At 71.9% G+C, this 22094-nt stretch carries 23 protein-coding genes and 1 riboswitch; of the genes, 9 read left to right on the top strand and 14 right to left on the bottom strand.

Features of this window, described 5'->3' with window-relative positions:
- Positions 1–291 precede the first annotated feature (291 nt).
- Together BAY60_RS24780 and BAY60_RS24775 are read right to left on the bottom strand one after the other, a co-directional pair.
- Positions 292–1077 (bottom strand): hypothetical protein, encoded by a 786-nt coding sequence (locus BAY60_RS24780; protein WP_245992785.1) that lies wholly within the window; start codon positions 1075–1077, stop codon positions 292–294.
- Between the two features lie 149 nt (positions 1078–1226).
- Entirely contained in the window at positions 1227–1820 is a 594-nt protein-coding gene (locus tag BAY60_RS24775) for a CGNR zinc finger domain-containing protein (RefSeq protein ID WP_112283408.1), read from the bottom strand.
- Positions 1821–1932: 112 nt separating this feature from the next.
- Between BAY60_RS24775 and BAY60_RS24770 the strand changes: the two genes are divergently transcribed.
- Both BAY60_RS24770 and BAY60_RS24765 read left to right on the top strand, forming a co-directional pair.
- Complete coding sequence (locus BAY60_RS24770; protein WP_112283407.1) at positions 1933–2643, top strand: haloacid dehalogenase type II; 711 nt, start codon at positions 1933–1935, stop codon at positions 2641–2643.
- A gap of 109 nt (positions 2644–2752) precedes the next feature.
- Complete coding sequence (locus tag BAY60_RS24765) at positions 2753–3661, top strand: NAD(P)-dependent oxidoreductase (RefSeq protein WP_112283406.1); 909 nt, start codon at positions 2753–2755, stop codon at positions 3659–3661.
- Positions 3662–3718: 57 nt separating this feature from the next.
- Here the strand turns inward: BAY60_RS24765 and BAY60_RS24760 are convergent, their stop codons facing one another.
- Together BAY60_RS24760 and BAY60_RS24755 are read right to left on the bottom strand one after the other, a co-directional pair.
- Entirely contained in the window at positions 3719–4003 is a 285-nt protein-coding gene (locus BAY60_RS24760) for a putative quinol monooxygenase (RefSeq protein WP_112283405.1), read from the bottom strand.
- A 14-nt stretch (positions 4004–4017) separates the two neighbouring features.
- Positions 4018–4404, bottom strand: coding sequence for a nuclear transport factor 2 family protein (locus BAY60_RS24755; protein ID WP_112283404.1), 387 nt, complete (start codon positions 4402–4404; stop codon positions 4018–4020).
- Positions 4405–4490: 86 nt separating this feature from the next.
- Here BAY60_RS24755 and BAY60_RS24750 point away from each other — a divergent pair, with 86 nt between their 5' ends.
- Positions 4491–5066, top strand: coding sequence for a TetR/AcrR family transcriptional regulator (locus BAY60_RS24750; RefSeq protein ID WP_211330438.1), 576 nt, complete (start codon positions 4491–4493; stop codon positions 5064–5066).
- A 7-nt stretch (positions 5067–5073) separates the two neighbouring features.
- Here BAY60_RS24750 and BAY60_RS24745 read toward each other — a convergent pair whose 3' ends face one another.
- Complete coding sequence (locus tag BAY60_RS24745) at positions 5074–5826, bottom strand: hypothetical protein (RefSeq protein WP_112283403.1); 753 nt, start codon at positions 5824–5826, stop codon at positions 5074–5076.
- A gap of 149 nt (positions 5827–5975) precedes the next feature.
- On the opposite strand from BAY60_RS24745, the gene BAY60_RS24740 reads away from it, so the two are divergent.
- Complete coding sequence (locus BAY60_RS24740) at positions 5976–7379, top strand: DUF2254 family protein (protein ID WP_112283402.1); 1404 nt, start codon at positions 5976–5978, stop codon at positions 7377–7379.
- Between the two features lie 35 nt (positions 7380–7414).
- Here the strand turns inward: BAY60_RS24740 and BAY60_RS24735 are convergent, their stop codons facing one another.
- The 5 genes from BAY60_RS24735 to BAY60_RS24715 form a co-directional block, all read right to left on the bottom strand.
- A complete protein-coding gene (locus BAY60_RS24735) occupies positions 7415–9019 on the bottom strand; it encodes a penicillin-binding transpeptidase domain-containing protein (protein ID WP_245992784.1) in 1605 nt (534 codons plus the stop codon).
- A gap of 110 nt (positions 9020–9129) precedes the next feature.
- Complete coding sequence (locus tag BAY60_RS24730; protein ID WP_112283401.1) at positions 9130–9930, bottom strand: ABC transporter ATP-binding protein; 801 nt, start codon at positions 9928–9930, stop codon at positions 9130–9132.
- A complete protein-coding gene (locus tag BAY60_RS24725) occupies positions 9927–10961 on the bottom strand; it encodes a FecCD family ABC transporter permease (RefSeq protein ID WP_112283400.1) in 1035 nt (344 codons plus the stop codon). The genes BAY60_RS24730 and BAY60_RS24725 overlap by 4 nt, the downstream gene beginning before the upstream one ends.
- Entirely contained in the window at positions 10958–11998 is a 1041-nt protein-coding gene (locus BAY60_RS24720) for an ABC transporter substrate-binding protein (RefSeq protein ID WP_112283399.1), read from the bottom strand. The genes BAY60_RS24725 and BAY60_RS24720 overlap by 4 nt, the downstream gene beginning before the upstream one ends.
- A gap of 53 nt (positions 11999–12051) precedes the next feature.
- Positions 12052–12237: riboswitch (cobalamin riboswitch) on the bottom strand.
- Positions 12238–12239: 2 nt separating this feature from the next.
- A complete protein-coding gene (locus BAY60_RS24715; RefSeq protein ID WP_112283398.1) occupies positions 12240–13139 on the bottom strand; it encodes an RNA polymerase sigma-70 factor in 900 nt (299 codons plus the stop codon).
- Between the two features lie 239 nt (positions 13140–13378).
- On the opposite strand from BAY60_RS24715, the gene BAY60_RS24710 reads away from it, so the two are divergent.
- From BAY60_RS24710 to BAY60_RS24700, 3 genes are all read left to right on the top strand, one after another.
- Positions 13379–14503, top strand: a complete 1125-nt coding sequence (locus BAY60_RS24710; protein WP_112283397.1) for a hypothetical protein — start codon at positions 13379–13381, stop codon at positions 14501–14503.
- A 320-nt stretch (positions 14504–14823) separates the two neighbouring features.
- Entirely contained in the window at positions 14824–15510 is a 687-nt protein-coding gene (locus tag BAY60_RS24705) for a glycoside hydrolase family 11 protein (RefSeq protein WP_245992782.1), read from the top strand.
- 152 nt (positions 15511–15662) lie between these two features.
- Positions 15663–17243, top strand: coding sequence for a CocE/NonD family hydrolase (locus BAY60_RS24700; RefSeq protein ID WP_112283396.1), 1581 nt, complete (start codon positions 15663–15665; stop codon positions 17241–17243).
- A 27-nt stretch (positions 17244–17270) separates the two neighbouring features.
- Here BAY60_RS24700 and BAY60_RS24695 read toward each other — a convergent pair whose 3' ends face one another.
- From BAY60_RS24695 to pdxR, 4 genes are all read right to left on the bottom strand, one after another.
- A complete protein-coding gene (locus BAY60_RS24695) occupies positions 17271–17663 on the bottom strand; it encodes a VOC family protein (RefSeq protein WP_112283395.1) in 393 nt (130 codons plus the stop codon).
- 2 nt (positions 17664–17665) lie between these two features.
- Positions 17666–18472 carry an arsenate reductase/protein-tyrosine-phosphatase family protein gene (locus BAY60_RS24690; protein ID WP_245992781.1) on the bottom strand — a complete coding sequence of 269 codons (807 nt, stop codon included), beginning with the start codon at positions 18470–18472 and terminating at the stop codon, positions 17666–17668.
- 67 nt (positions 18473–18539) lie between these two features.
- Positions 18540–18830, bottom strand: a complete 291-nt coding sequence (locus tag BAY60_RS24685; RefSeq protein ID WP_112283394.1) for a hypothetical protein — start codon at positions 18828–18830, stop codon at positions 18540–18542.
- 209 nt (positions 18831–19039) lie between these two features.
- On the bottom strand, positions 19040–20482 hold the full coding sequence (gene pdxR / locus BAY60_RS24680) for a MocR-like pyridoxine biosynthesis transcription factor PdxR (protein WP_112283393.1): 1443 nt from the start codon (positions 20480–20482) through the stop codon (positions 19040–19042).
- Positions 20483–20565: 83 nt separating this feature from the next.
- Here pdxR and BAY60_RS24675 point away from each other — a divergent pair, with 83 nt between their 5' ends.
- Both BAY60_RS24675 and BAY60_RS24670 read left to right on the top strand, forming a co-directional pair.
- The gene (locus BAY60_RS24675) at positions 20566–21111 is read left to right on the top strand and encodes a dihydrofolate reductase family protein (RefSeq protein ID WP_112283392.1); all 546 of its coding nucleotides are present in this window, start codon (positions 20566–20568) and stop codon (positions 21109–21111) included.
- Positions 21112–21168: 57 nt separating this feature from the next.
- Positions 21169–21999, top strand: coding sequence for a helix-turn-helix domain-containing protein (locus BAY60_RS24670; protein WP_112283391.1), 831 nt, complete (start codon positions 21169–21171; stop codon positions 21997–21999).
- The last annotated feature ends 95 nt before the right edge of the window (positions 22000–22094 follow it).

The following is a 22094-nucleotide window of genomic DNA, read 5'->3' as shown; positions in this document are numbered from 1 at the left end:
TCCTCGGCCGCTACGGGGCCGGCATGAGCGTGCGTCGAGGACGGCGCGAGCTTGGCTGCTCCCGTGCGAGATGTCCTCGATATCATCGATACTACGCCCCCTGGGCGTTCGATGTGACGATGACTCCGCCTGCGGAGGGGAGGGTGGGGCAGCGTGCCCAGGACCGACGGTGCTGGCCGACGACAGCGCCGAGGTCCGGCTGCCCACACGGCTGACCGAGGCGACCTGCCACGACCGGCCCATCGAGGTCCCGGTCCGTCATCGCGGTGTTTCGGAGCCCGGCCTACGGAGTTAGGCGGGGACCTGCTGCGCCAGCGTCTCGATGACGGGTCTCATGGCCGGCGCCGGCTTGCGGAACGCCTTGTGGACCAGCTGGGTGTATTCGTCGTCGAGGACGATCTCGGGGGCGTCCGCGAGGTTCGCGCGGGCGTGGAAGGCCTTCGCCGCGTCGCGTCGGCCGACGACGCCCGCCACGACCGTCAGGTAGTCGTAGGCCCTGGCGTCCTCACCCTCGCCGACCGACTCGGCGTTCGTGACGGAATGCGCCCAGTAGTAGAGCGCCTCCGCGGCTCGACCGCGTCGCAGCATCGCGGTTCCGGCGAGATCCAGCAGGTAGTACTTGCGCGGGCAGGCGCGCAAACCTTCGTCGATCACCTCCAGTTGACGGTCCGTGCCCTCGTGGGCGGGCGCCAGCCAGCTGTACAGCACGTCGAAGGCCGTGTAGCGAGGATCGGCGAGCAACTCGGTGACCGTCCGCGCCATGGCCGCTGATCGAGAGCCACGGGCCTTGGCAGCGCCGAGGATCCGGTCCCACGCGTCTCCATCCCGGAGTTCCCGTGTCTCCTGCTCCTCCGGGAACGCCGGGGTCAGGCAGAGCGCGACGTAGCGCGCGTCGTCGGCGCGCAGCCCGTTGCCATGCCAGGCCTCCAGCGGCCAGACCGGCACTCCGGCCGCCGCCGTGTCCGGTGTTGCCGTCTCGGGTGCGCCGGTGTGTTTGCGCCTGAACCTGCCGAGCACGCTGCCTCCCCAGTCGTCGGCGGCGACGCCCGGCGGCCCGCGGTTCGGGCTCAGGCGCATCGCCTCTTCCGCAGGCTGAGACTACCTACTGGCGCGACCCTCGGCGGAGTGACTAGGTTCGTCGGAGTGCCTACGCCGAGCCGAAGGGCACCGTGGGCACGCCTCAGGTACCGAAGGTGCCCTCGGGCTCGGCGGCAGGGGCGACGGCGCTAGTCGGTGCCGGTGCGTTCGGCTCGGCGGGCGCGGTGGTTGGCGACGTTGACCCGGTTGCCGCACAGGCCGGGCATGCAGTAGCGGCGGCTGCCGGGCCGGGTGGTGTCGATGAACGCGCCCCGGCAGGTGGGCGCGCCACACGGGCGGAACCGCTGCTCGCCGAGGGTGTGGACGACACCGAGAATCCCGATGCCGCAGACCACCGAGAGAGCGTCGGCGACGGTGGCCCCTTCGCGCAGCGGCACCGCCCAGCGCGCGCGGTTCCGGTGAGCGGGATCGGGGACCAGGGTGGCGCCCTGTGCGGGTGAGGTCAGCGTCGTGGCTCCGGCGACGAGGGCGTCGCGGTCCGGGTGATCGATCAGCCCGCGCACGGTGGCGCGGAGTTCGTGGACCGCGGCGAGGTCGGCACTGCCGGCACGGCGGGCAAGGTCCGGCAGTGAGCCGGAGCGGTCGCCGTGCAGGTCGGCGAACGCCACGAGGGCGGCGACGTCGGGAAGGCGGTCGTCGCCGCGCCAGACCTCGGCGGTGGTGTTGACCAGTTCGGTCGCCACGCCCGCCGCCCAGGCGTAGTCGTCCAGCGCGACTTGCATCCTCGAGGAACCTCCCGTTAACGTGGCTAAGTGCCACTTTAGCCCTTACATCTCACGGGGCGAGCACGGGTGGCCGCCCCTCACGCCCGACGCCGTCCAGGAGACCTCGCCCATGGCACAGCCAGCGATCGACGCCCTCGTGTTCGACGTGCTCGGAACTCTCGTCGACGAGCCCGCGGGGATCCGCGCGGGCATCCGCGCATTCGACCCGTCGCTCGACGAATCCGAGGTCGAGCGGCTGCTGTCGCTGTGGCAGCGGCACGTCGAGACCGAGCAGCGCCGCATTCTCGACGGCACCCGGCGCTACCTCGCCAGCGATGCTCTCGACCACGAGGCGGCGCGGCTCGTCGCGGACGCCGCCGGGGCCGGCGACCCGGCGGCGGTGACGGCACTGGCGCTGGCCGGGCGGCGGCTCCCGCCGTGGCCCGACACCGTGGCGGGTCTTGCCCTGCTCGCGCAACGGTTTCCGCTGATCGGGCTCTCCAACGCGAGCCGGACGGCGCTGCTGGGACTCAACGCGCACGCCGGGTTGCGCTGGCATCAGGCGTTGTCCGCCGAGGACGCCCGGACGTACAAGCCGGATCCCGCGGTCTACCAGCTCGCGGTCGCCGTCTCCGGGGTGCCGCCGGAGCGGCTGCTGATGGTTGCCGCGCACGCCTGGGACCTGCGTGCCGCCCAGGCCCTGGGTCTGCGCACCGCCTACGTCGCCCGGCCCGTCGGTGACCCGCCCGCCTCCTCCGACCGCTTCGACCTGTACGCCGATGGTCTGGCCGGTCTGGCGGAGCAGCTCGGCGCGACGACAGCGACGGCCGTGAGCGCCTGACGTCCGTACCGGAGCGGGCCAGTTGACCTCTACCTTGCTTGAGGTTGCATGATCGCGATGCTCGCGTCGGCGAGCACAAAACATGCGAGTCGCAAGGGGAAGGACGGCCATGACGACAACCACAGTGGACGGTCAGGCGAGCGGTCGGGTCAGCGTGCTCGGTCTGGGTGCCATGGGATCGGCGATCGCCAGGACGTTCGCCGACCGTGGATACCACACGACGGTCTGGAATCGGACCGCGAGCAGGAGCGCGCCGCTGGTCGAGGCCGGCGCCACTGCGGCGGCGACGGCCGCGGAGGCGGTGGCGGCGAGCCCGCTCGTCGTGGTCTGCCTGCTCGACAGCACCGCGGTCGACGAGGTGCTGGAGTCGGTCGATGCCGGGGTCGCCGGTCGCGTGCTGGTGAACCTCACCAGCGGCTCGCCGGCGCAGGCGCGCACGCGCGATCGCTGGGTGGCCGAGCGGGGCGGCGTGTACCTCGACGGCAAGCTCATGGGCGATCCGCCGTACGTGGGCACGCCGAACATCCTGATTCCGGTCAGCGGTTCCCGCAGCGCGTTCGAGGCGCACGAGCCGGTGCTGAGAGAACTGGGCGGCATCGCCTACCACGGCACCGATCCCGGCCTGGCCGCCGTAGAGTTCCTGGGGCAGGTGGCGGTGAGCTACGAGTTCCTCGTCGGTTTCCTGCACACGCTCAGGCTGATGAACGAGGAGGGTGTCGACGTCGCCGAGTTCGCCGGACGCGTCGCCGGGTCGTTGAGCGCGTACCCGGCTCTGCTGACGTCGTTCGGTGAGGCGATCAAGAGCGGGCAGTACGGTCCCGACCTCGGTTCGCTCAACGTCCAGGCCGCTTTGATGGACGACCTGATCAGCCACCGGGAATCCCTGGGCGTGGAGGCCGTGCGCATGCGGGAGGTCAAGGACCTGATGGATCTCCGCATCGCCGACGGGCACGGCGACCAAGGGTTCTCGAGCCTGTTCGAGGTGCTCGCGAAGCGGCCCGGAGAGGTGAGCGCCTGAGGCGATGCAGCGGCCGCGCCGACCACGGGTGACAGGCGCGGCCGCGCCTCGCGGCGCTCAGAACAGCGGCCCACCGTCGATCGCGTCGTACCGCTTCACCTCCACGTGCCTGGGTTTGCCGACCTTCGGGCCGGTGGCCCGCCTCCGCCATCTGTTCAGCGCCTCGGCGTCCCGCCATACCTCCACCACGTTGACCCGTTCGGGATCCACGGAATCCGCGGTGATGGCCACGTGGACGCATCCCTCGAAGTCCCGCGCACGGGTGACGAGACCCCGGAAGGCGGCGACGAAGGCGTCCCGCTGCTCGGCGTCCACGAGTTCGTGACCGGCGATGATGATCATGTCTGCGCTCCCCGTCAGGCCTTCACGTACCCGCGTGCCTCGACGATCCGGCCGTCGCGCACGCGGATGAGGTTCACGCCGCGCACTCGGTCGTCCTCGCCGCCGCCCCACCGAAGAACCCACGGTGCGATCGCAAGGTCTCCGTGGATCTCGACTGTCTCCGGGGTGAACTCGAGCGCGCGGTCGGCGGCGAGTTCGGACCACCTCGCCAGGCAGGCGGGGCCTCCCTCGCGGCGCAGTCCGTCCGGGGCCGGGCTCGTGTCCTCGATGACGCAGTCGTCGGCGACGACCTCGCCGAGCAGTGTCGGGTCGTGGAGGCGGAACGCGTCGTTGTAGCGGTCCAGGACCTCGCGGGTGGTGCGGACCGTCGTCGTGTCGCCGTTCTGGCCGGTTGTCGTCATGGTTGCCCTCCAGATAGATAGATCGATCGGTCTACCAACCATATAGAACGGTTGATCTACCGTCAACGGTCTGCGATGCTGTCGTCGTGACGACGAAACCGGCCGTGCGTGGGGGTCCGCGGGACAGGCTGCTGGAGGCCGCCAAGCGGCTCACCTACAGCGAGGGCCCGGGGATCGGTGTGGACGCGCTGCTCAAGGAGGCCCAGGTGGCGCGGCGGTCCCTCTACGAACACTTCGGCGGAAAGGATGGGCTCCTGCTCGAGGTGATCCGGCAGGCCGCGACGGAGGACGCGGAGTGGATGCGCGCCACGCTGGAGGCGGGTGGCCGCGACCCGCGAAAGCGGCTACTCGGGGTCTTCGACGCGTTGGACCGGGTGGTCACCCAGCCAGGCTTCCGCGGCTGCCGCTACCTTGGCGCGGACCTGGGGCTCGCGGATGCGGGCCATCCCATCCACCAGGCGACGTCCGCCTATCGCCGCCGGGTGCGCGCGATGGTCCAGCACGAACTGGTGGAACTGGGCCATCCTTGGCCCCGCCGTGCCGCGGAACAGCTGCAGCTGCTGATCGAGGGCGTGCTCGCCACCGGCGCCGCCTCGACGGTGGCCCACCCGGGCCGGGTGGCGCGAGCGCTGGCGGAGGCCGTGCTGGACCAGGCCGGCTGACCGCCGGTCAGCCGCCGAAAGCGGTGGCGAGTGCCAGCAGCCCGGCATAGCAGGTGAGCCCGGTGAGGAACCAGCCGAAGCTGGACCTGCCGGTGTCCGGCAGCTCCTCCTTGAACACGTTGAGCAGCACGGAACCGCTCAGCAGGGCGGTGAGCAGGCTCACCAGCAGCACACTGGTGGGCGCGAGGACGGCCGAGACGGCCCAGCCGAGAACCAGCGCGGCGGCGAGCACGTACCGGCCGCGGCGGGCGAACCGTCGCGGGTAATGGGCGCGCAGGCTCCGGTCGGTCAGTACGAAATGGAGCCCCATCGCGACCACGAAGAGTGCGGCGAACAGCAGTCCCGTGCGCACGCGGAGCTCCATCGTGTACGTGATGAGGAAGTTGTAGCCCGCGAACGCTCCCAGGTGCACCCGGTACACCCACGCCGACGGCTCGGCGTGGTCCGGTCCGCGGCCGCGGACGGCGAGCCGTTCCAGACCGTAGAACACGGCGAAACCGGCCAGGGCGACCACGAAGACGGCGAGCTCGAACAACGGAGTCGGTTCGATCACGTCGCTCAGCGCCTCACCGATGGCCTCGTTGCCCTGTGCGAGCTCAGGCAGCAGGTGCACGAACACGTACGCCACCGCCAGGCCGCCCGCGAACGACCCGGTCGCCCGCTCCGGCACGCCGGGAAGGCCACGGAGGTGCGGAGCGGCCACGTGCAGTAGAGCCAGCACGAGCGTGGCGGCGAGCGACCCGAGCAGTGCGGCGGTCATGCAGTCGTGTATTCCCTTGCCCGATCGTGCGGCGTCCCCGGCGGCCCGGCGGGTACCCGGCGACCACCTGGACGAAGCCCGGTGTCTTCCGACGGATCTTCGCTGGACTTGGTGAATAGTGTGGACGGTCGGCGGGTAGCCAGCACGTCGTGACGGCGAGGCGACGCGAGGTCCGGACTCCGCGACACCAGAACCGGGCGCGGGTTGCGCTGCACGAGTTCCTGCGGATCCCGGCGTTGGTGATCGGCGGCTGGCTGCTCCTGGCCGCACTGGTGATCTGCTTCGACCGCGGCCTGTTCGGTTCCACCGGGCCGATCGCCGCCGCCGTCGGGACCGTCGTCCCGCCCCAGTCGACCAGCACGCTGCTCAGCAGTGCGGTGACCGGGCTCATCACCCTCAACTCGATCGTGTTCTTCGTGCTGGTGATGGCCGTGCAGCACCAGTCGTCGAACTACAGCCCGGTGGTGCTCGACCAGTTCCTGCGGCGCCGGAGCAACCAGGCGTTCTTCGGGATCCTGATCGGAGAGGCCGCCTTCTGCATGCTGATCCTGACGCTGGTGCCCACCGGGCGCACGGTGCTGTCCGGCGCCGTGGCCCTCGTCGCCGTCGTCGCGACGCTGGTGCTGCTGCTCGTCTTCATCTACAGCACGGTCGACCAGATGCGGCCCAGTTCGATCGTCTGGATGATCGAGCAGCTCGCGCTCACGGCGCACGCCGAACAGCTCGCACAGGTGGCCCGGTGCCGACCCGCCCCGCGGCTGACCGGGCATCCGGCGCATGCGGTGCACCTGGACGCGTCCGGCTACGTCGTCGGCGTCGACCTCGCCCGGCTCGGCCGGGCGCTCGACACCGAGAGCGGCGCGGGCGAGCTCGAGGTGGAGTTCGAGATCGTGATGGGGGAGCACGTCGTCCCCGGCAGTGTGGTGGCCCGGATCCGGGGCGGCGATGCGGGCGCCCGCGAACGGCTCGCCGCGGAGGTGACCGCGGCGGTGACGCTCGGCCGCATGCCCGACCTGGACCGGGACCCCGGGCACGCCGTCGACCAGCTCGGCAACATCGCCTGGACCACGGCCGCGGGCAGCGACCCCGAAGGCGCCCGGGTCGCCATCCGCACCCTGCACAGCCTGCTCGCGCACTGGGCGGTCCCGGCGTCGCGCGAGGACCTCGACGGCGCACCGCCGCTGCCGATCGTCTACCGTGACCGCGCTGTTCCCCAGGTTCTCGACGCGCTGACCAGCGTGGTCGGCGCAGCGGGCGCCAGCGGGCAGCACCAGAGCTGCAGCTACGCCATTCATGCGCTGGCCAGGGTGCTGCCGCAGCTCACCCCCGGCGACCGGCGCGCGGCGGTCGACCGGCTGCACCGCGTCCTGCCGACGGTGACGCACCAGATCTTCAGCCGGGAGATCGAACAGGCGCTCACCGCCATCCACGACGCACTCCACCATGCCGGGCTCGCCGGGGAGAGCGAGCGCGTCACCGAGATCAGGCGGATCCTGGAGGAGGATCACCGGCCCGCCGCTCCCGGCGACCGGGCGGACACCCATGGCCGGTGACGCGCTCCCGCGCCGCCCCCCGTCGCCACTGGCTGTCAGGAGACGGCTGCGAGGAAGGCGGCGCCGGCGTCGACGGCAGGCCGGGAGGAGCCGGCACCCTGGACGAGCACGGCGAAGGCCAGGTCGCCGCGGTAGCCCGCGAACCAGCCGTGGGCCTGCGTGCGGTCGGGCAGTTGCGCGGTGCCGGTCTTGCCGTGCACCTCACCCAGCCCGGCGAGGGCCTGCGCGGTGCCCGAGGTGACGGTCTCGCGCATCATCGCCCGCACGGCGTCCAGCACGGCGGGGGAGGGCGCCTGGTAACCGGTGCCGACGGTGGTCTCCACGTCCCGCCACAGCGTGGGCGTCACCGGGGCGCCGCGCGCGACCGTCGCCGCCATGAGCGCGACGCCGAACGGGCTGGCCTGCACCCGGCCCTGGCCGATGCCGTCCTCCAGCCGCCGCACGGGGTCGGCGGCCGCCTCGACCTTGCCCGCCTCGGTGGTGATACCGGGAATGGTGAAGTCGGCGTTCAGCCCGAGCTGCGAGGCGGCGGTCGCGAGCGCGTCGTGGGGCAGGTCGGCCGCGAGCCGGGCGAAGGTCGTGTTGCACGAGTGCGCGAACGCGGTGTGCAGCGGCACGGCACCGAGGTCGAAGCGGTCGTCGTTGGGGATGGTGCGGGTGCCGATCCGTGCGGTGCCGGGGCAGGGGAGCACGGTGTCCGGGGCGGCCACGCCGTGTTCCAGCACTGCCGTCGCGGTGGCGATCTTGAACGTCGAGCCCGGCGCGTAGAGGCCGGTCAGCGCGCCGGGCGCCGCGCCCGCCTCGGTGCTCTGCGCGACCGCGAGCAGCTCGCCGGTCGACGGCTGGATCGCGACGAGCATCGCCGGTGCGCCCGCGCCGTCCACCGCGGCCTGCGCGGCCCGCTGGACCGGAATGCTCAGCGTGGAGGCCAGCGGCCGGCTGTCTCCGCCCCGCTCTCCGGTCAGTCGCTGCCGTTCGCCGCCCCGGGCGTCGACCAGCACGACCGACCAGCCGTTTCCGCCGCCGTGCTCACGCGTGACCCTGGCCATCCCGGGCAGCAGGACCGGCGCCTCGACGCCGGGCGCAGCCCGGGGACCGTCGTGCCGCCACACCAACAGCGGCGTGCCGTCCCGGTCGACGGCGGCCGGGGTGCCCGGGTGGGTGCGCAGCACGAGGCGTTGCCCTTCCCGCAGGCGGGGATGGATCAGCGCGGGGGTCCAACGCACCCGCCAGCCGCGGTCGGTCAGCCGGAGCTCCAGCGTGTTCTCGTACGTCCAGACGCGGCCCTCACCCAGCGTCCAGCGCACGGTGAAACTCCCGGTCATCGCGCCGTCGCCCGCGGGCCGTACCGTCGCCGCGCCGGTCTCGACCGCGGTCGCGCCGAGGTCGGCGACCGCCTCGGTGAGCACCCGCCGCGCGGCGCGCGGGTCGTCGGTCCACGCCGATGCCGAGGCCGCGTTGCGATGGGCGAATGCCGTGAGGAAGTCGGCGGCGATCCGCTCCGCCTCGGGCCCGCCCTCGGTCTCGCCGGCCGTGCCCCGATCACCGCCTCCGAAGAGGATCACGACACTCGCCGTGACCATCGCCACCACCGCCAGGGCGGCCGCGGTCAGCACCCAGCGCTTGGCCGCCGTCGTCATGGTCTTCCCCCAGGTCCGTTGGAGGCGGCGTTCGCCGCACTCCGCACCGCACTCTAACCATGATCGGTGCGCGCCGAATCGGCTTGTCGGCCGATCCGGCGCTCCGGCTGTCAGCTCACGCCGCACTCGCGCTCGCGCACGCCGGAGCGCACGAACCGCACGTGCGGGTAGCCGCCGGGCTCGCGGGTGACGACGGCGTGGACGCCGTAGACGCGGGCGATGAGCTCCTCGGTGAGCACCTCCGGCGGGCGGCCCGCGGCGACCACGCGCCCCCGATCCATGATCACGAGCTGGTCGCAGTACATCGCGGCGAGGTTCAGATCGTGCAGTGCCACCACGGTGGTCAGTGGCAGGTCCGCGAGCAGGTTCAGCAGGTCGAACTGGTGCTGGATGTCGAGGTGGTTGGTCGGTTCGTCCAGCAACAGCTCGCGGGGACGCTGCGCCAGCGCGCGGGCGATCTGCACCCGCTGCCGTTCGCCACCGGACAGGGTCTGCCAGCGCCGGTCGGCCTTGTCGGCAAGGCCGGTGTGGTCCAGCGCCGCCCGCACGGCCGCGTGGTCCTCGGCCGACACCGGCTGCAGCGCCCCGCGATGCGGGATCCGGCCGAGCCGCACCGCGTCGAGCACGGTGAGCGGCAGCTGCGTGTCGGTCTGCTGTTCCACCACGGCGACGCGGCGGGCGAGCACCCGGCGGCCGAGGTCGCCGAGCGAGCGGCCGTCGAGCGTCACGATCCCCGACGTCGGCTCCAGCAGCCCGGCCAGCAGGCGCAGCAGGGTCGACTTGCCGGATCCGTTCGGTCCGAGCAGGCCCACCGTGGCTCCCCGCTCCGGCGTCAGGCTGACACCGTCGAGCACCAGCCTGCCGCCGAGCGTGCGCGACACCCGGTCGGCGGAGAGGCCACGGCAGGTCATCGTGCCCCCCTGGCGCGGTAGAGGACGAGGACGAACGCGGGCACGCCGATCAGCGCGGTCACCACGCCGACGGGCACCTCCTGCGGGTCGAGCACCGTCCTGGCGAGCGTGTCGACCCACACCAGGAACACCGCGCCGGCGAGTGCGGTCGCCGGCAGCAGCCGCGTGTGGTTCGGGCCCGTGACGGTGCGGGCGGCGTGCGGCAGGACCAGCCCGACGAAACCGATCGCGCCCACCGAGCTGACCAGTACGGCCGTGAGCAGCGCCGTCGCGCACAGCAGCACCAGGCGGGTGCGCGCGACCGCGATCCCGAGCGTGGCCGCCGCGTCCTCGCCGAACGCGAACGCGTCGAGCGAGCGCGCGTATCCGGCGCAGACCAGCAACGTCGCGGCGAGGACCGCGAGGCAGGTGACCACCTCGGCCCAGCCCGCGTTGCTGAGCGAACCGAGCAGCCAGAACAGCACCCCGCGCGTGGTCTCGGCGTCGGCGGAGGTGAGCACGACGAACGAGGTCAGCGCCGAGAACAGCTGCATCACGGCGACTCCGGAGAGCACGACGCGGTCGGTGGTGCCGCCGAGGACGTGGCTGAGCACGAGCACGCAGGCGAACGAGACGGCCGCACCGGCAAACGCCCCGGCCGACAGCGAGAGCACCCCGCCGCCCGCACCGAGCACCACCACGAGGACGGCCCCCGTGGACGCGCCTGACGACACACCCAGCACGAACGGATCGGCCAGCGGGTTGCGCAGCAGCGACTGCATGATCGTGCCGCAGACGGCGAGCCCCGCTCCGCAGACGGCGGCGAGCACGGTCCTGGGCAGCCGCAGGTTCCACACGATGCCGTCGCGGATCGCCGACAGGTCCGAGTGACCGATGCCGAGACGAGCGGCCACGGCCGACCAGACGTCGCCGACGCCGATGTCCGCGGGCCCGATGGTGATGGCGACGGCGATCGACACGGCGAGCGCCGCCGTCGCGCCGAGCAGCAGCAGCGGCAGCCGCGAGCCTGCGCCGAGCCGCGTGACGCTCACCCGGCCAGCCCGAACTCGCGCAGCTTGGCCGCGAGCCGCTCCACACCCTCGACGGTGCGGATGGACGGATTCATCGCCTGCCCGCTGAGCAGCACGTACCGCTTGTTCCTGACCGCGTCCATGGTGCGGGTGACCGGGTGGGACTCCAGGAACTCGATCTTGCTCGCCGCCGACTCCGCCGACTGCGACCTGCGCGTCAGGTCGCCGATCACCAGTACGTCGGGGTTGCGCTCGGCGACGGTCTCCCAGTTGACCTGCGGCCATTCCTCGCGGGTGTCGGCGAAGACGTTCGTCGCGCCGACGGCCCTGGTGATGATGCCGGGCGCGCCGCAGCAGCCCGCGAGATACGGCGCGTCCGCGTTGGCGAACCAGTACAGCAGGCTCACTCCGGAGGCCTCGAGCCCGCTGCTCGCTCGCCGCAGTCTGTCCTTCAGGTCGGCCACGAGCCGGTCGCCGCGCTCCTCGACGCCGAACAGCCTCGCGAGATCGGTGACCTCCCGATAGATCGTGTCCATCGTCAGGGTTTCGTCGCGGCGTCCGTCGCCTGCGCCGCTGTTGTCCTTGACGCAGTCGGCGGGGGAGAGGTAAGTGGGCACGCCCAGTTCGCCGAACTGTGCGCGGGTGGCCACCCCGCCGACGCCCAGGGTGGAGGCGAAGGAGGCCGTGACGAAGTCCGGCTCGGCGGCCAGCACCGCCTCGAACGACGGCATGTTGTCGGCAAGCCGCGGCACGTGGCTGTTCGCCTCGGCGAGGTCGTCCGGCAGCGGATCGGTCCACGTGGCGGTGCCGGCCAGCCGGCCGGCGAGGCCGAGCGAGAGCAGGATCTCCGTGCTGCCCTGGTTGAGCGAGACCACCCTGGCCGGGGGCGCGGTGACTTCCGTGTGCTGGCCGCAGTTGCCGACCGCCCGCGGATACCCGGGGGCCGGCTGCCGTTCCTGGGTGGCGGCGCCGCCACCGCAGGCAGCCGGCGGTACCAGCAGGGACAGCGAGAGCAGCAGGCCGAGCGGCCGGAGTGCGAGGCGACGAGGCACGTGCATCCTCTGGTGTCGGCGGGCCCAGACGCGAAGCCCGAAGCGGACGGTGACTCCCGGCCGCGGCCGGGGTGCCAGCAGGTCTTCGGACTCGGGATCATCCGGTCGGGACGCCTTCCCAGAGCACGGCTCCAGTGGCCACGTGTCCCGCCCGTCACCCTCACCGCTGCGCGTCAGTTCCGGATTCGCACCGGATTTCCTGACTCACGACGTGCGTGAGTACGACTGGCGGGAGGAACGTATCACGTCAGCGCGTCACGGCGGTCGCCCGCTCCACATGCGACAGCTTCTCGGGGTTGCGCACGGTGTAGAGGCCGGTGACCACGCCACCCTCGACCCGCATCGCGAGCACGCTGTCCAGCTCGCCGTTCAGGCGCGCCAGCAGCGCCGGGGAGCCGTTCACCTGCACCGGCTCCAGTGTCAGCTCGGCACCGACCTGTTGCCGGAAGACGGCCAGCAGGCGCATCACCTTGTCGGCACCGACGACGGGCCGCAGAATGGCCTGTTTGATGCCGCCGCCGTCACTCAGGACGACGACGTCCGGTGCGAGCACGTCGACAAAGCCCTGCAGATCGCCCGTCTCGACCGCCCGCCGGAACGCGTCGAGCGCGGCGCTGGTCTCGGCGGGGGAGGCGACGTCGCGCGGCCTGCGCGCGGCGACGTGGCTGCGGGCCCGGTGGGCGATCTGGCGCACGGCGGCCGGGCTCTTGCCGACGGCCTCGGCGACCTCGCCGTAGTCCAGACCGAACACCTCACGCAAGACGAACACGGCCCGCTCGGTCGGTTTCAGCGTCTCCAGCACCAGCAGCATCGCCATGGACAGGCTGTCGGCGAGCTCGATGTCCTCGGCCACGTCGGGCGCGGTGAGCAGCGGCTCGGGCAGCCAGGGGCCGACGTAGGACTCCCTGCGCCTGCCGAGCGTGCGCAGCCGGGTGAGCGCCTGCCGCGTCGTGATCCGGACCAGGTACGCGCGCTGGTCCCGCACCGTGCCGAGGTCGACCCCCGCCCAGCGCAACCAGGTCTCCTGGAGAACGTCCTCGGCGTCGGCCGCGGAGCCGAGCAGCTCGTAGGCGACGGTGAAGAGCAGGTTGCGGTGGGTGACGAACGCCTCGGTGGCGGGATCCGGACGGGCGTCCTCGCGCGTCATGAGTGGCTCCTGAAGCTGCGTGTTGCCGACTGTGCCACCCACCAGACACCGGGCACCACCGGTTTGTGACACCTCGGCGGGTCGTCGGGTGACGAATCCACTCCGGCACGGCTCGCCGCCGGACGGGCGACGGTGACCAGGCACTATCCTCGCCGGCACGGCAGCGAAACCCGGCGACGACAGGTGAGGGGTCGGCCCTGACTCGACTGGAGGAGCGGCTGCGCCCGCTCGGCACGCGGTTGCGGCTGCCCGGCGGGCGCGAACTTGCCCGGGCGCTTGCCCCCGCACTCGGCCATCTCGGGGTCCGGGGCCTCGGGCTGCTGGCGCTGTGGGCGTTGAGCGCCGCGAACGACCGGCCGTTCAGCCTGCACCACTGGGACGCGGGCTGGTACATGCAGATCGCCGCCGGCGGCTACGACAACGTCGACGCGGGCATGACCGACTCGTTCGGCGTCCACCACGACTACACGGCGATGGTGTTCTTCCCGGGCTACCCGCAGCTGCTGGGTCTCGTGGCGCCGGAGATCCCCGGGCCGTACGTGTGGTTCGCCGCGGCGCTGTCGACCGCGCTCGGGGTGCTCGGCGCGTACGGGGTGGTGCGGTTCGTGCGGCTGCTCGGCGGCGGCCGGCGCGCCGGGCTGACCGCGGTGGCCCTGGTCGCCGGTGCGCCGATGTCGGTAGTGTACTCGATGCCGTACCCGGAATCGCTGCTGATCGCAGCCGTGGTGTGGGGGCTGGTCGCGCTGCTGGAACGGCGCTGGCTGCTCGCGGGTGCCTGCGCGGCGGGGGCCGGCTACACCCACCCCATGGGGGCGCCGCTGGTCGCGGTCGTGGCGGTCGCCGGCCTGCTCGCCGCCTACCGGGGCCAGGGCGGAGGGTGGCGCCCCGCGCTGGCTGCCGTGGCGGCACCCGCCGGGCTGCTGGGCTACCTGGTGTGGGTGCAGCTCACCAGCGGCGTGCCGGGAGGGTACTTCGCGATCACCCGCGACGGCTGGCGCAACGACCTCGATCTGAGCTTCGTGGGCTGGATCGGCCACACGCTGGCCACGGAGCGCGAGGCCTACAGCGTGCTGACCGCCCTGCTGTGCGTCGCCGCCGTGCTCGCGCTGGTGGCGGCATGGCGCCGCCTGCCCTGGCCGGTGTGGGTCTACACCGCGCTGACCATCGCCCTGGCCATCGGCCACTCCGGCGCCGAGCACGACCGCGTGCGCCAGCTGCTGTCGGCCTTCCCGATCCTGGTGCTGCTCGCGCTGTGGCTCGCGCGTCAACGTGCCCACGTGGCCGCCGCGCTCACGGCGGGAATCGTGACCTTCGGCCTCTGGTTCAGTGCCTATGCCCTGGTCGCGCAACCCCACTCCATCTGACTCCGTTCCCGTGCGGCAGCGTCCGGTCGGTCCACAGTGGAGTACCGCGTCCCGGGCCTGGCGAAACTTTCGGCAACGTGCGTCACCGGCGAGCGATCTGAAACGTGAGTTGCCGACATGGAACGAAGAAATAACCGAAACATTTACGAAACTCGTTGACGGCCCGTGGCGACCAAACGGATACTGATTTCCGTCGACACGCTTGCCGTTCTGTCAGCCTCAGCGAGGAGGAGGCGCAACGTCGCAGATTCTTTTCGTCGGCGAATTCGGACATCATCCATTCCCTCTTTTGTTTCCTGCCTTTGTGACGAGGAGGAGAAATGACCATGGACAAGGACGCCCCCGCGCGCCCGGTCAGCCGCAGGACCTTCATCGGCGGCGCGAGTGCGCTGGCACTGACCACCTCCGCGCTCCTGCTGCCCGGTACCGCCCATGCCCAGACGATCACCACGAACCAAACGGGAACGCACAACGGGTACTTCTACTCGTTCTGGACCGATGCCAACGGAACGGTGTCCATGACGCTCGGCTCCGGCGGCAACTACAGCACCTCGTGGCGCAACACCGGGAACTTCGTGTGTGGCAAGGGATGGAGCAACGGCGGACGGCGCACCGTGAGCTATTCGGGAAGCTTCAGCCCGTCCGGGAACGGCTACCTGTGCCTCTACGGATGGACGTCGAGCCCACTCGTCGAGTACTACATTGTGGACAGCTGGGGGACCTACCGGCCGACGGGTGAGCACCGTGGCACGGTCACCAGCGACGGCGGCACCTACGACATCTACCGGACGATGCGTTACAACGCCCCGTCCGTCGAAGGCACCCAGACCTTCCCGCAGTACTGGAGTGTCCGGCAGTCGAAGAGGGTCGGCGGAACGATCAACACCGGCGCACACTTCGACGCGTGGGCCAGGGCGGGCATGAACCTGGGCAGCTTCAGGTACTACATGATCATGGCGACCGAGGGCTACCAGAGCAGCGGAAGCTCGAACATCACGGTGCGGTGAGGATCGCCCCGTCCCCCGGGCGGCAGCCGGGGGACGGGGCACGCCATCCATGCGCGGCCGGCATCAACTGATGCGGGATAGGTGTTGGACCCGGGAATCCGCGCGCTTCTACGCTTCGGCGGCAGCCAGCCGAGTTGCGAGGAGGCAACCGCATGTGGACGGTCGGGAAGCGCCGTGCCGGGCGCGGCTACGCCGGCAAGAGCCTGGCGCTCGTGGTCGCGGTTGCGGCCGCACTCGGCGGCACGGCACTGAGCAGGCCCACGGCGACCGCGGTCGAACCAGCGGCAGGGCCGGCTGATCCGTTCTTCTCGTATCACCGTCCCGCGCGGTACGACGTGACGAGTACGGCGGTACGGGTGCCGGTCCGGGACGGCAGTGTGATCGCGTGCCGCCTGTACCGGCCCGCCGCCGAGGGACGCTTCCCAGGAATCGTCTATGAGTACACCGCCTACGCCGGCAACGCGGAGGAGTTCGGCCGCGGCGCGGCGTACTTCGTGAGCCGTGGCTACAACGCGCTCGTCTGTCAGGCACGGGGCTCCGGCGACTCGCCCGGCCACCTCGACCCGTTCAGCCCGCAGGAGCAGCGGGACAACTACGACGTCATCGAATGGTTCGCCGCACAGCCGTGGTCCACGGGACAGATCGGCCAGATGGGGGTCAGCTACGGCGGTCACTCTTCGCTGCTGGTGGCCGTGAACCAGCCGCCGCACCTGGAGGCGATCATCCCGATCAACGGCATCCACGACTGGTATGCCAACACGATCTACCGGGGCGGGATCTACTCTGCCCGGATCCGGGGATGGCAGCAGGCGGTCGCGCCCCACACCCTGCGCACGTATGCCGAGCATCCCCTGTACGACGACTTCTGGCGGGGACGCAGCGTGATGGCGCGCTGGGACCGGCTCACCGTGCCCACGCTCGAGATCAACGGCTGGTACGACCGCTACCGGGACGGCATGGTCAAGAACTTTCAGGCCCGGCCCGGCAACGTGTGGCTCGTCTCCGGCCCCTGGGAGCACGGCTATCCGGCGGGGCAGCCCGGCGACATCGGGCTCGGCGGGTACCTCGCCTGGTGGGATCACTGGCTGCGCGACGATCCCCGCGCGCCGCTGCCGCGGGCGAAGGTGACCTCGTACGAGATCCCGGAACCGGGCGCGGGCACCGGCTGGCGGCAGTTCGGCCAGTGGCCGCCGGCCGATGCGCGGACGGTCCGGTTGTCGCTGGGCGCGGACGCCACGCTGACCAGGGGCCGCACCCGGCCTGGCATCCAGTATTTCGACGTCAACACCGACACCGAGCCGGCCGGGGCAGGGGAGCGGCTGCGGTATCAGAGCCGGCCCCTGCGGCGTGATGTCGTGCTGGCCGGATCGATCACCGCGACCGTGCGGGCGTCGTTCACTGCCGACGACGGTGCGGTCGCGGTGGTCGTCGAGGACGTCGCGCCAGACGGCAGCGCCGTCCGGATCACGGCGGGCTGGCTCAAGGCCAGCCACCGGGCGGGTCACGAGCGGCTCGCTCCGGTCGAACCGGGACGCGTGTACACCCTGCCGGTGCACGTCTGGCCGACGCACTACCGGCTCAGCGCCGGTCACCGGCTGCGGGTGACGATCTCCAGCGACGACTACCCGGAGATCGACTCCACCGCACCCGCGGGCAGGGTCGGCGTCCGCGTGGGAGCCCACGGGTCGGCGGCGACGATCACGGTGCTCGGTAACTCCAGCGGGCTGCGCTGATCGCGACCGCCCCCGGCGGTGCCGTGGTCAGCCGCCCGCGGGCTGGAACAGCTCGACGACGTTGCCGGAAGGGTCCTCCAGCAGGATCTGGCTGCCGCCAGGGCCGGTGACGATGTCGTTGCGGAAGGGGAGTCCCGCGGCCCGCAGCCGCTCCACCTCGGCGGCGAGGTCGTCCACGATGAGATGGATGCGGTTCCACCCGCCCGGTGCCGGCTGGGCGCCGTCCGGCATGGGCCTGCCCGCCGAACTGGCCGGTCCGCTCAGCAGCAGCCGCAGGTTGCCGCGGACGACGTCGGCGAAGGCAGGCGCCGCGCCGGTGTTGAGGGCGAATCCCAGGTGCGTGGTGTAGAAGTCGATCGCCTTCTCGACGTTGTCGACCATGTATCGGACGCTGACCAGGTCGGCGACGGTGCCGGACATGTCTAGCCCCTCTCCGGAGGTGATGTCGCGCGCTCGATCGCGTACAGCAGGAACTGGATACGCGTGTGCAGTTCGTCGGCGGTGCGCGCGAACGCGGAGTAGTTGTCGTCCTCGGCGGTCGCTTCGGCGGCGGGATCGGGAATGCTCCAATGTGCTGTCTGCGCGGGTCCCGGGAACTCGGGACACCGCTCCCGCAGGCGGTCGCACAGGCTGATCACGTAGTCGAAGCGCTGCTCGAGGAACTCGTCGAGATGCTTGGAGCGGCGGCCGCCGATGTCGACGCCGCGCTCGCGCATCGCCCGCACCGCGTGGGGGTGCAGACCTTTCGGGTCGCTTCCGGCGCTGGCGGCCTCGACCCGCGCGCCGCCCAGTTGCTGCAGGATCGCCTCCGCGAGCTGCGACCGGGAACTGTTGCCGGTGCAGAGAAACAGCACCCGGACGGGCCGGGCTCGCCCCCGGCCGGAACCGGGCGCCGGGGTCGGCGCGGCGGGCACGAGCCGGAGCCCGGGGTGCAGTGCGGCCCCCGCTGCGGCGAGCCGGTCCCGGCACGCGGCCAGGTCGAGGCTGTAGTACGCGTCGCGCTTGTCGGCCGAGCTCCGTCGCATCGTCACCAGACCGGCGTCGCGCAACTGGGCTAGGTGGTAGGAGGTCAGGCTCTGCCGCTGGCCGACCAGGGCCGTCAGCTCGCGCACCTGCCGGTCACTGCGTGCCAGCTCGCTCAGCAGCTGCCAGCGCACGGGGTGGCCGGTCAGCCGGAGCACGTCCGGTGGTGTGGCAGCCGCACCGCCCGGGACCGTCAGGGAACGCACGAGCCCGAGAGTACATCAATCCAGATAGATCAATCAATCCCAATTGTTTGATCGCGGCGTGGTCGGGCTACAGCAGCTCGGACGAGACGACCGCGGGCAGCGTGCGGAGGCGCTCGAGCAGCGGCTCGACACCGCCGTCGGCGATCAGGACCGTGCACACCATGCTGCTTTCGGCCACGCCGTCGTGGATGTCGACGGCCAGGTCGTGGACCTTGCAGCCACCCTGCTGCAGGGTCGCCGACAGGGTCAGCAGCCCGTCGACACCGCCGGTGAAGTAGGTGGCGATCCGGCGGCGCACCGGGAAGGACGGCCGGGCTGCCGGAATGCGCTGTGACGACGGGCTGACATCGAGAGACATGGGGAGCTCCAGGTCGGGAACCGAACGGGGTCCGGGCCAGGTCCCGATGAGTGAAGGCCGCTCGTCCACGGTCGGCGGCGCTGCGCGCCGGCGACCTGGGTTCAGCCGGCGCGCCTCGCTACTACGTCTCGCTTCGACGTCAGGCGCGGCTGCATGGCGGTCAGGGTAGCAGACGGTGGCCGCGGGCCACCTCGATGCGATCCCGGCGGTCAGCCCCCGCCCGGCGGGGCGCCGCGGCGGACCCGCCCGAGGACGCCGGCGAGCTCGGCGACGCCGCGGGTGATGGCAGCCTCGCCGAGCGTCGCGTAGCCGAAGATCAGCCCGCCGCGGCCGCCGTCGCCGAGCCGGTAGGGCGACACGCCGTGCACGCCGAGGCCGCGCTGCGCGGCGGCCCGGACGAGCGCCGTCTCGTCGACGTCCGGGGGGAGCCAGGTGACCAGGTGCAGGCCCGCCGACACCCCAGCGGGTTCGAGGTCGGGCGTGTACGTCCGGAGCGCGTTCAACAGCGCGTCGCGCCGCCGCCGGTACACCGGGCGCATCCGCCGCAGGTGCCGGTCGAACTCACCGTGCACGAGGAAGTCGGCGAAGGTGAGCTGGTCCAGTACCGGTGAGCCGCGGTCGGCCGCGATCTTGGCCCCCGTCACGGCAGGGACGAGGCCGGGCGGCAGGACGAGCCAGCCCAGCCGCAGGCCGGGGGCGAGGGTCTTGCTCGCCGTGCCCGCGTACACGACGTGATCGGGGTCGAGCCCCTGCATGGCGCCGACCGGCTGGCGGTCGTAGCGGTACTCGGCGTCGTAGTCGTCCTCGACGACGATCGCGCCGGTGCGGCGCGCCCACCGCAGCACCCGCAGCCGCGACTCCGCGGGCAGCACCCCGCCGGTGGGCCACTGATGGGACGGGGTGAGCACGAGCGCGTCGGCCCGCAACCCCTCGAGCAGCTCCACGCGGACACCGTGGCCACCGACGGCGACGCCGACGACATCGAGCCCGGCCGCCCGCGCGGCGGGGCGGACGTCGTCGTCGGCCGAGGGGTCCTCCACGGCGATCCTGCTGGCACCCGCGGCGGCGAGTGTCTGCACCAGCAACGCACCCGCCTGTGCGAAGCCGTTGGTGACCAGGACGTTCTCCGGCCGTGCCGCGGTGCCCCGCACCCGGTTCAGGTAGTCGGCGAGAGCGCGGTGCAGCTCGGGGGCGCCGCGGCCGTCGAGGTAACCGAGCCGATCGGCCGGTGTCTCGTTGAGCACCCGCCGCACGGAACGCAGCCACGCCGCGCGGGGGAAGCTCGAGACGTCCGCGCGACCGTAGCCGAAGTCGATCCTGTTGCGTGGCGGGGCGGGCGGCGGCCGCGGCACGGCAGGCGCGGTCGGCGCCTCGGCACCCGCGGCGACGCGGGTGTACCCGCCCGGCCTGCTGGTGAGGTAACCCTCGGCGACCAGCTGCTGGTACGCCTCGACCACCACACCCCGGGACACGCCGAGATCCGCCGCGATCGTCCGCGTGGGGGGAAGCGAGGCGCCCAGGGGCAGCCGTCCGGAGCGGATCGACTGCCGGATGGCCTCCGCGAGCTGCCGGTGCAGCGACGTGGCCCCAGCGCGGCGCAGCTCGATGTGCATGCGCTCCGCCGCGCCGGAATTGGTCCACGATTCGGGCATCGAATCGGACCTTATCCACTGATCCGATTCCCGGCACGCTCGTGGGCACCGGAAACCGGGGAAACACGACCGAAGGAGCGCTCATGCGCAGGATCATCAACGCCACCTACATCACCCTCGACGGCGTCATCGGCGGTGTGGAGAACTGGCCCGCGACCGAGGGCGGCGACGACGCCGGCACCACACTCCAGACCGAACTGCTGGGTGCCTGCGACGCCGTGCTGCTGGGCCGCAAGACCTATGAGTCCTTCGCCGGGGTGTGGGAGGGCAGATCGGGCGATCCCTACACCGACCGCATCAACGAGATGCGCAAGTACGTCGTGTCGACGACGCTGCGCGATCCGACCTGGCGCAACACCACCGTCGTCGCGGGCGACGTGGCCGCCCACGTCGAGCAGCTCAAGTCCGAGCCGGGCAAGGACATCGTGCACTACGGCTTCGGCGGCATCGCGCACACTCTGCTCGACCACGGGCTCCTCGACGAGGTGCGGCTGTGGTTCCACCCGTTCTTCCTCCGGACAGGCAGCGCCGACGATCTGCTCTTCCGGCAGGGATCGCTCGCGAGGTTCGACCTCGCCGAGGTGCGGCGGTTGGCCTCGGGCGTCGTCATCCTGACCTACCGGACCTGAGGTTCCTGGGAACGCTGCACCCAGGTTGCGGTGGCGCCACCGGCCTACGATGCCGGTATGGCACAGTCCGAACTGGGCGCCTACCTCCGGGCGCAGCGAGCGCGGCTCCGACCCGGGCAGGTGGGCCTGTCCAGCACGGGACCGCGCCGGGTGCCCGGCCTGCGGCGCGAGGAGGTGGCCCTGCTGGCGGGGATGAGCGTCGACTACTACGTCCGGCTGGAACAGGGCCGCGAACGGACGCCGTCGGCGCAGCTGATCGACGCGTTGGCGGCCGCACTGCGACTCGACCCGGACGGCCGCGAGCACCTGTTCCGGCTGGCCGGGCTCAGCCCGCGGGCCCGTGACGCCGCGGCAAGCGAACGGGTCGACCCGGGCCTGCTGCAGCTGATGGACGCCTGGCCGGACAACCCGGCCCTCGTCTACGGCCGCGCGTACGACGTGCTGGCCTCCAACGCGATCGCCGACGCGCTGTTCCACGGCTGGACGCACTCCCGCAACCTGCTGCACGTCGTGTTCACCGACCCGGCCGCGCGCGGCTTCTACCGGGACTGGCCCGACGTGGCCCGCAACGCGGTGGCCGGGTTCCGGCTCGCGTACGGCAAGGACCCCGACCATCCCCGCGTCCGGCAGGTGCTGGCCGAGCTGCTGGAGGTCAGCGCCACCTTCGCCCGGCTGTGGGCCACTCACGATGCCCGCGGCAAGGCGCTCGAACGCAAGAGCTTCGAGCACCCCGACGTCGGGCCCCTGACCCTGACCATGCAGACCTTCGACGTGCGGTCCAGCCCCGGCCAGGAACTCGTCGTCTACCACGCCGAGCCGGGCTCGCCCAGCGCCGAGGCGCTCGCCCTGCTGGGGGCACTGGCGGCCACGGCCCGGCAGGACGCCTGAGACCGGAGCCGGGCGGCGTAACGCAGGCGCGCTCGTGATCCGGGGGCGGCGAGCCCGAGGGCACCTCGGGCACACCTGAGGTACCCAGGGGCACC

Source organism: Prauserella muralis (assembly GCF_003202285.1).
Lineage (GTDB): Bacteria > Actinomycetota > Actinomycetes > Mycobacteriales > Pseudonocardiaceae > Prauserella_B > Prauserella_B muralis.
The sequence above is the reverse complement of the archived record's forward strand: the minus strand, read 5'-3'. Positions and strand labels throughout refer to the sequence as shown.

Excerpts from the sequence above, each read along its gene's own strand:
- pdxR (WP_112283393.1), bottom strand. The coding sequence starts at position 20,482 with ATGCCCGAATCGTGGACCAATTCCGGCGCGGCGGAGCGCATGCACATC.
- BAY60_RS24705 (WP_245992782.1), top strand. The coding sequence starts at position 14,824 with ATGACCATGGACAAGGACGCCCCCGCGCGCCCGGTCAGCCGCAGGACC.
- BAY60_RS24685 (WP_112283394.1), bottom strand. The coding sequence starts at position 18,830 with ATGTCTCTCGATGTCAGCCCGTCGTCACAGCGCATTCCGGCAGCCCGG.
- BAY60_RS24675 (WP_112283392.1), top strand. The coding sequence starts at position 20,566 with ATGCGCAGGATCATCAACGCCACCTACATCACCCTCGACGGCGTCATC.
- BAY60_RS24720 (WP_112283399.1), bottom strand. The coding sequence starts at position 11,998 with ATGCACGTGCCTCGTCGCCTCGCACTCCGGCCGCTCGGCCTGCTGCTC.
- BAY60_RS24715 (WP_112283398.1), bottom strand. The coding sequence starts at position 13,139 with ATGACGCGCGAGGACGCCCGTCCGGATCCCGCCACCGAGGCGTTCGTC.
- BAY60_RS24755 (WP_112283404.1), bottom strand. The coding sequence starts at position 4,404 with ATGACGACAACCGGCCAGAACGGCGACACGACGACGGTCCGCACCACC.
- BAY60_RS24765 (WP_112283406.1), top strand. The coding sequence starts at position 2,753 with ATGACGACAACCACAGTGGACGGTCAGGCGAGCGGTCGGGTCAGCGTG.
- BAY60_RS24745 (WP_112283403.1), bottom strand. The coding sequence starts at position 5,826 with ATGACCGCCGCACTGCTCGGGTCGCTCGCCGCCACGCTCGTGCTGGCT.
- BAY60_RS24670 (WP_112283391.1), top strand. The coding sequence starts at position 21,169 with ATGGCACAGTCCGAACTGGGCGCCTACCTCCGGGCGCAGCGAGCGCGG.
- BAY60_RS24700 (WP_112283396.1), top strand. The coding sequence starts at position 15,663 with ATGTGGACGGTCGGGAAGCGCCGTGCCGGGCGCGGCTACGCCGGCAAG.
- BAY60_RS24760 (WP_112283405.1), bottom strand. The coding sequence starts at position 4,003 with ATGATCATCATCGCCGGTCACGAACTCGTGGACGCCGAGCAGCGGGAC.
- BAY60_RS24730 (WP_112283401.1), bottom strand. The coding sequence starts at position 9,930 with ATGACCTGCCGTGGCCTCTCCGCCGACCGGGTGTCGCGCACGCTCGGC.
- BAY60_RS24695 (WP_112283395.1), bottom strand. The coding sequence starts at position 17,663 with ATGTCCGGCACCGTCGCCGACCTGGTCAGCGTCCGATACATGGTCGAC.
- BAY60_RS24780 (WP_245992785.1), bottom strand. The coding sequence starts at position 1,077 with ATGCGCCTGAGCCCGAACCGCGGGCCGCCGGGCGTCGCCGCCGACGAC.
- BAY60_RS24770 (WP_112283407.1), top strand. The coding sequence starts at position 1,933 with ATGGCACAGCCAGCGATCGACGCCCTCGTGTTCGACGTGCTCGGAACT.
- BAY60_RS24775 (WP_112283408.1), bottom strand. The coding sequence starts at position 1,820 with ATGCAAGTCGCGCTGGACGACTACGCCTGGGCGGCGGGCGTGGCGACC.
- BAY60_RS24735 (WP_245992784.1), bottom strand. The coding sequence starts at position 9,019 with ATGACGACGGCGGCCAAGCGCTGGGTGCTGACCGCGGCCGCCCTGGCG.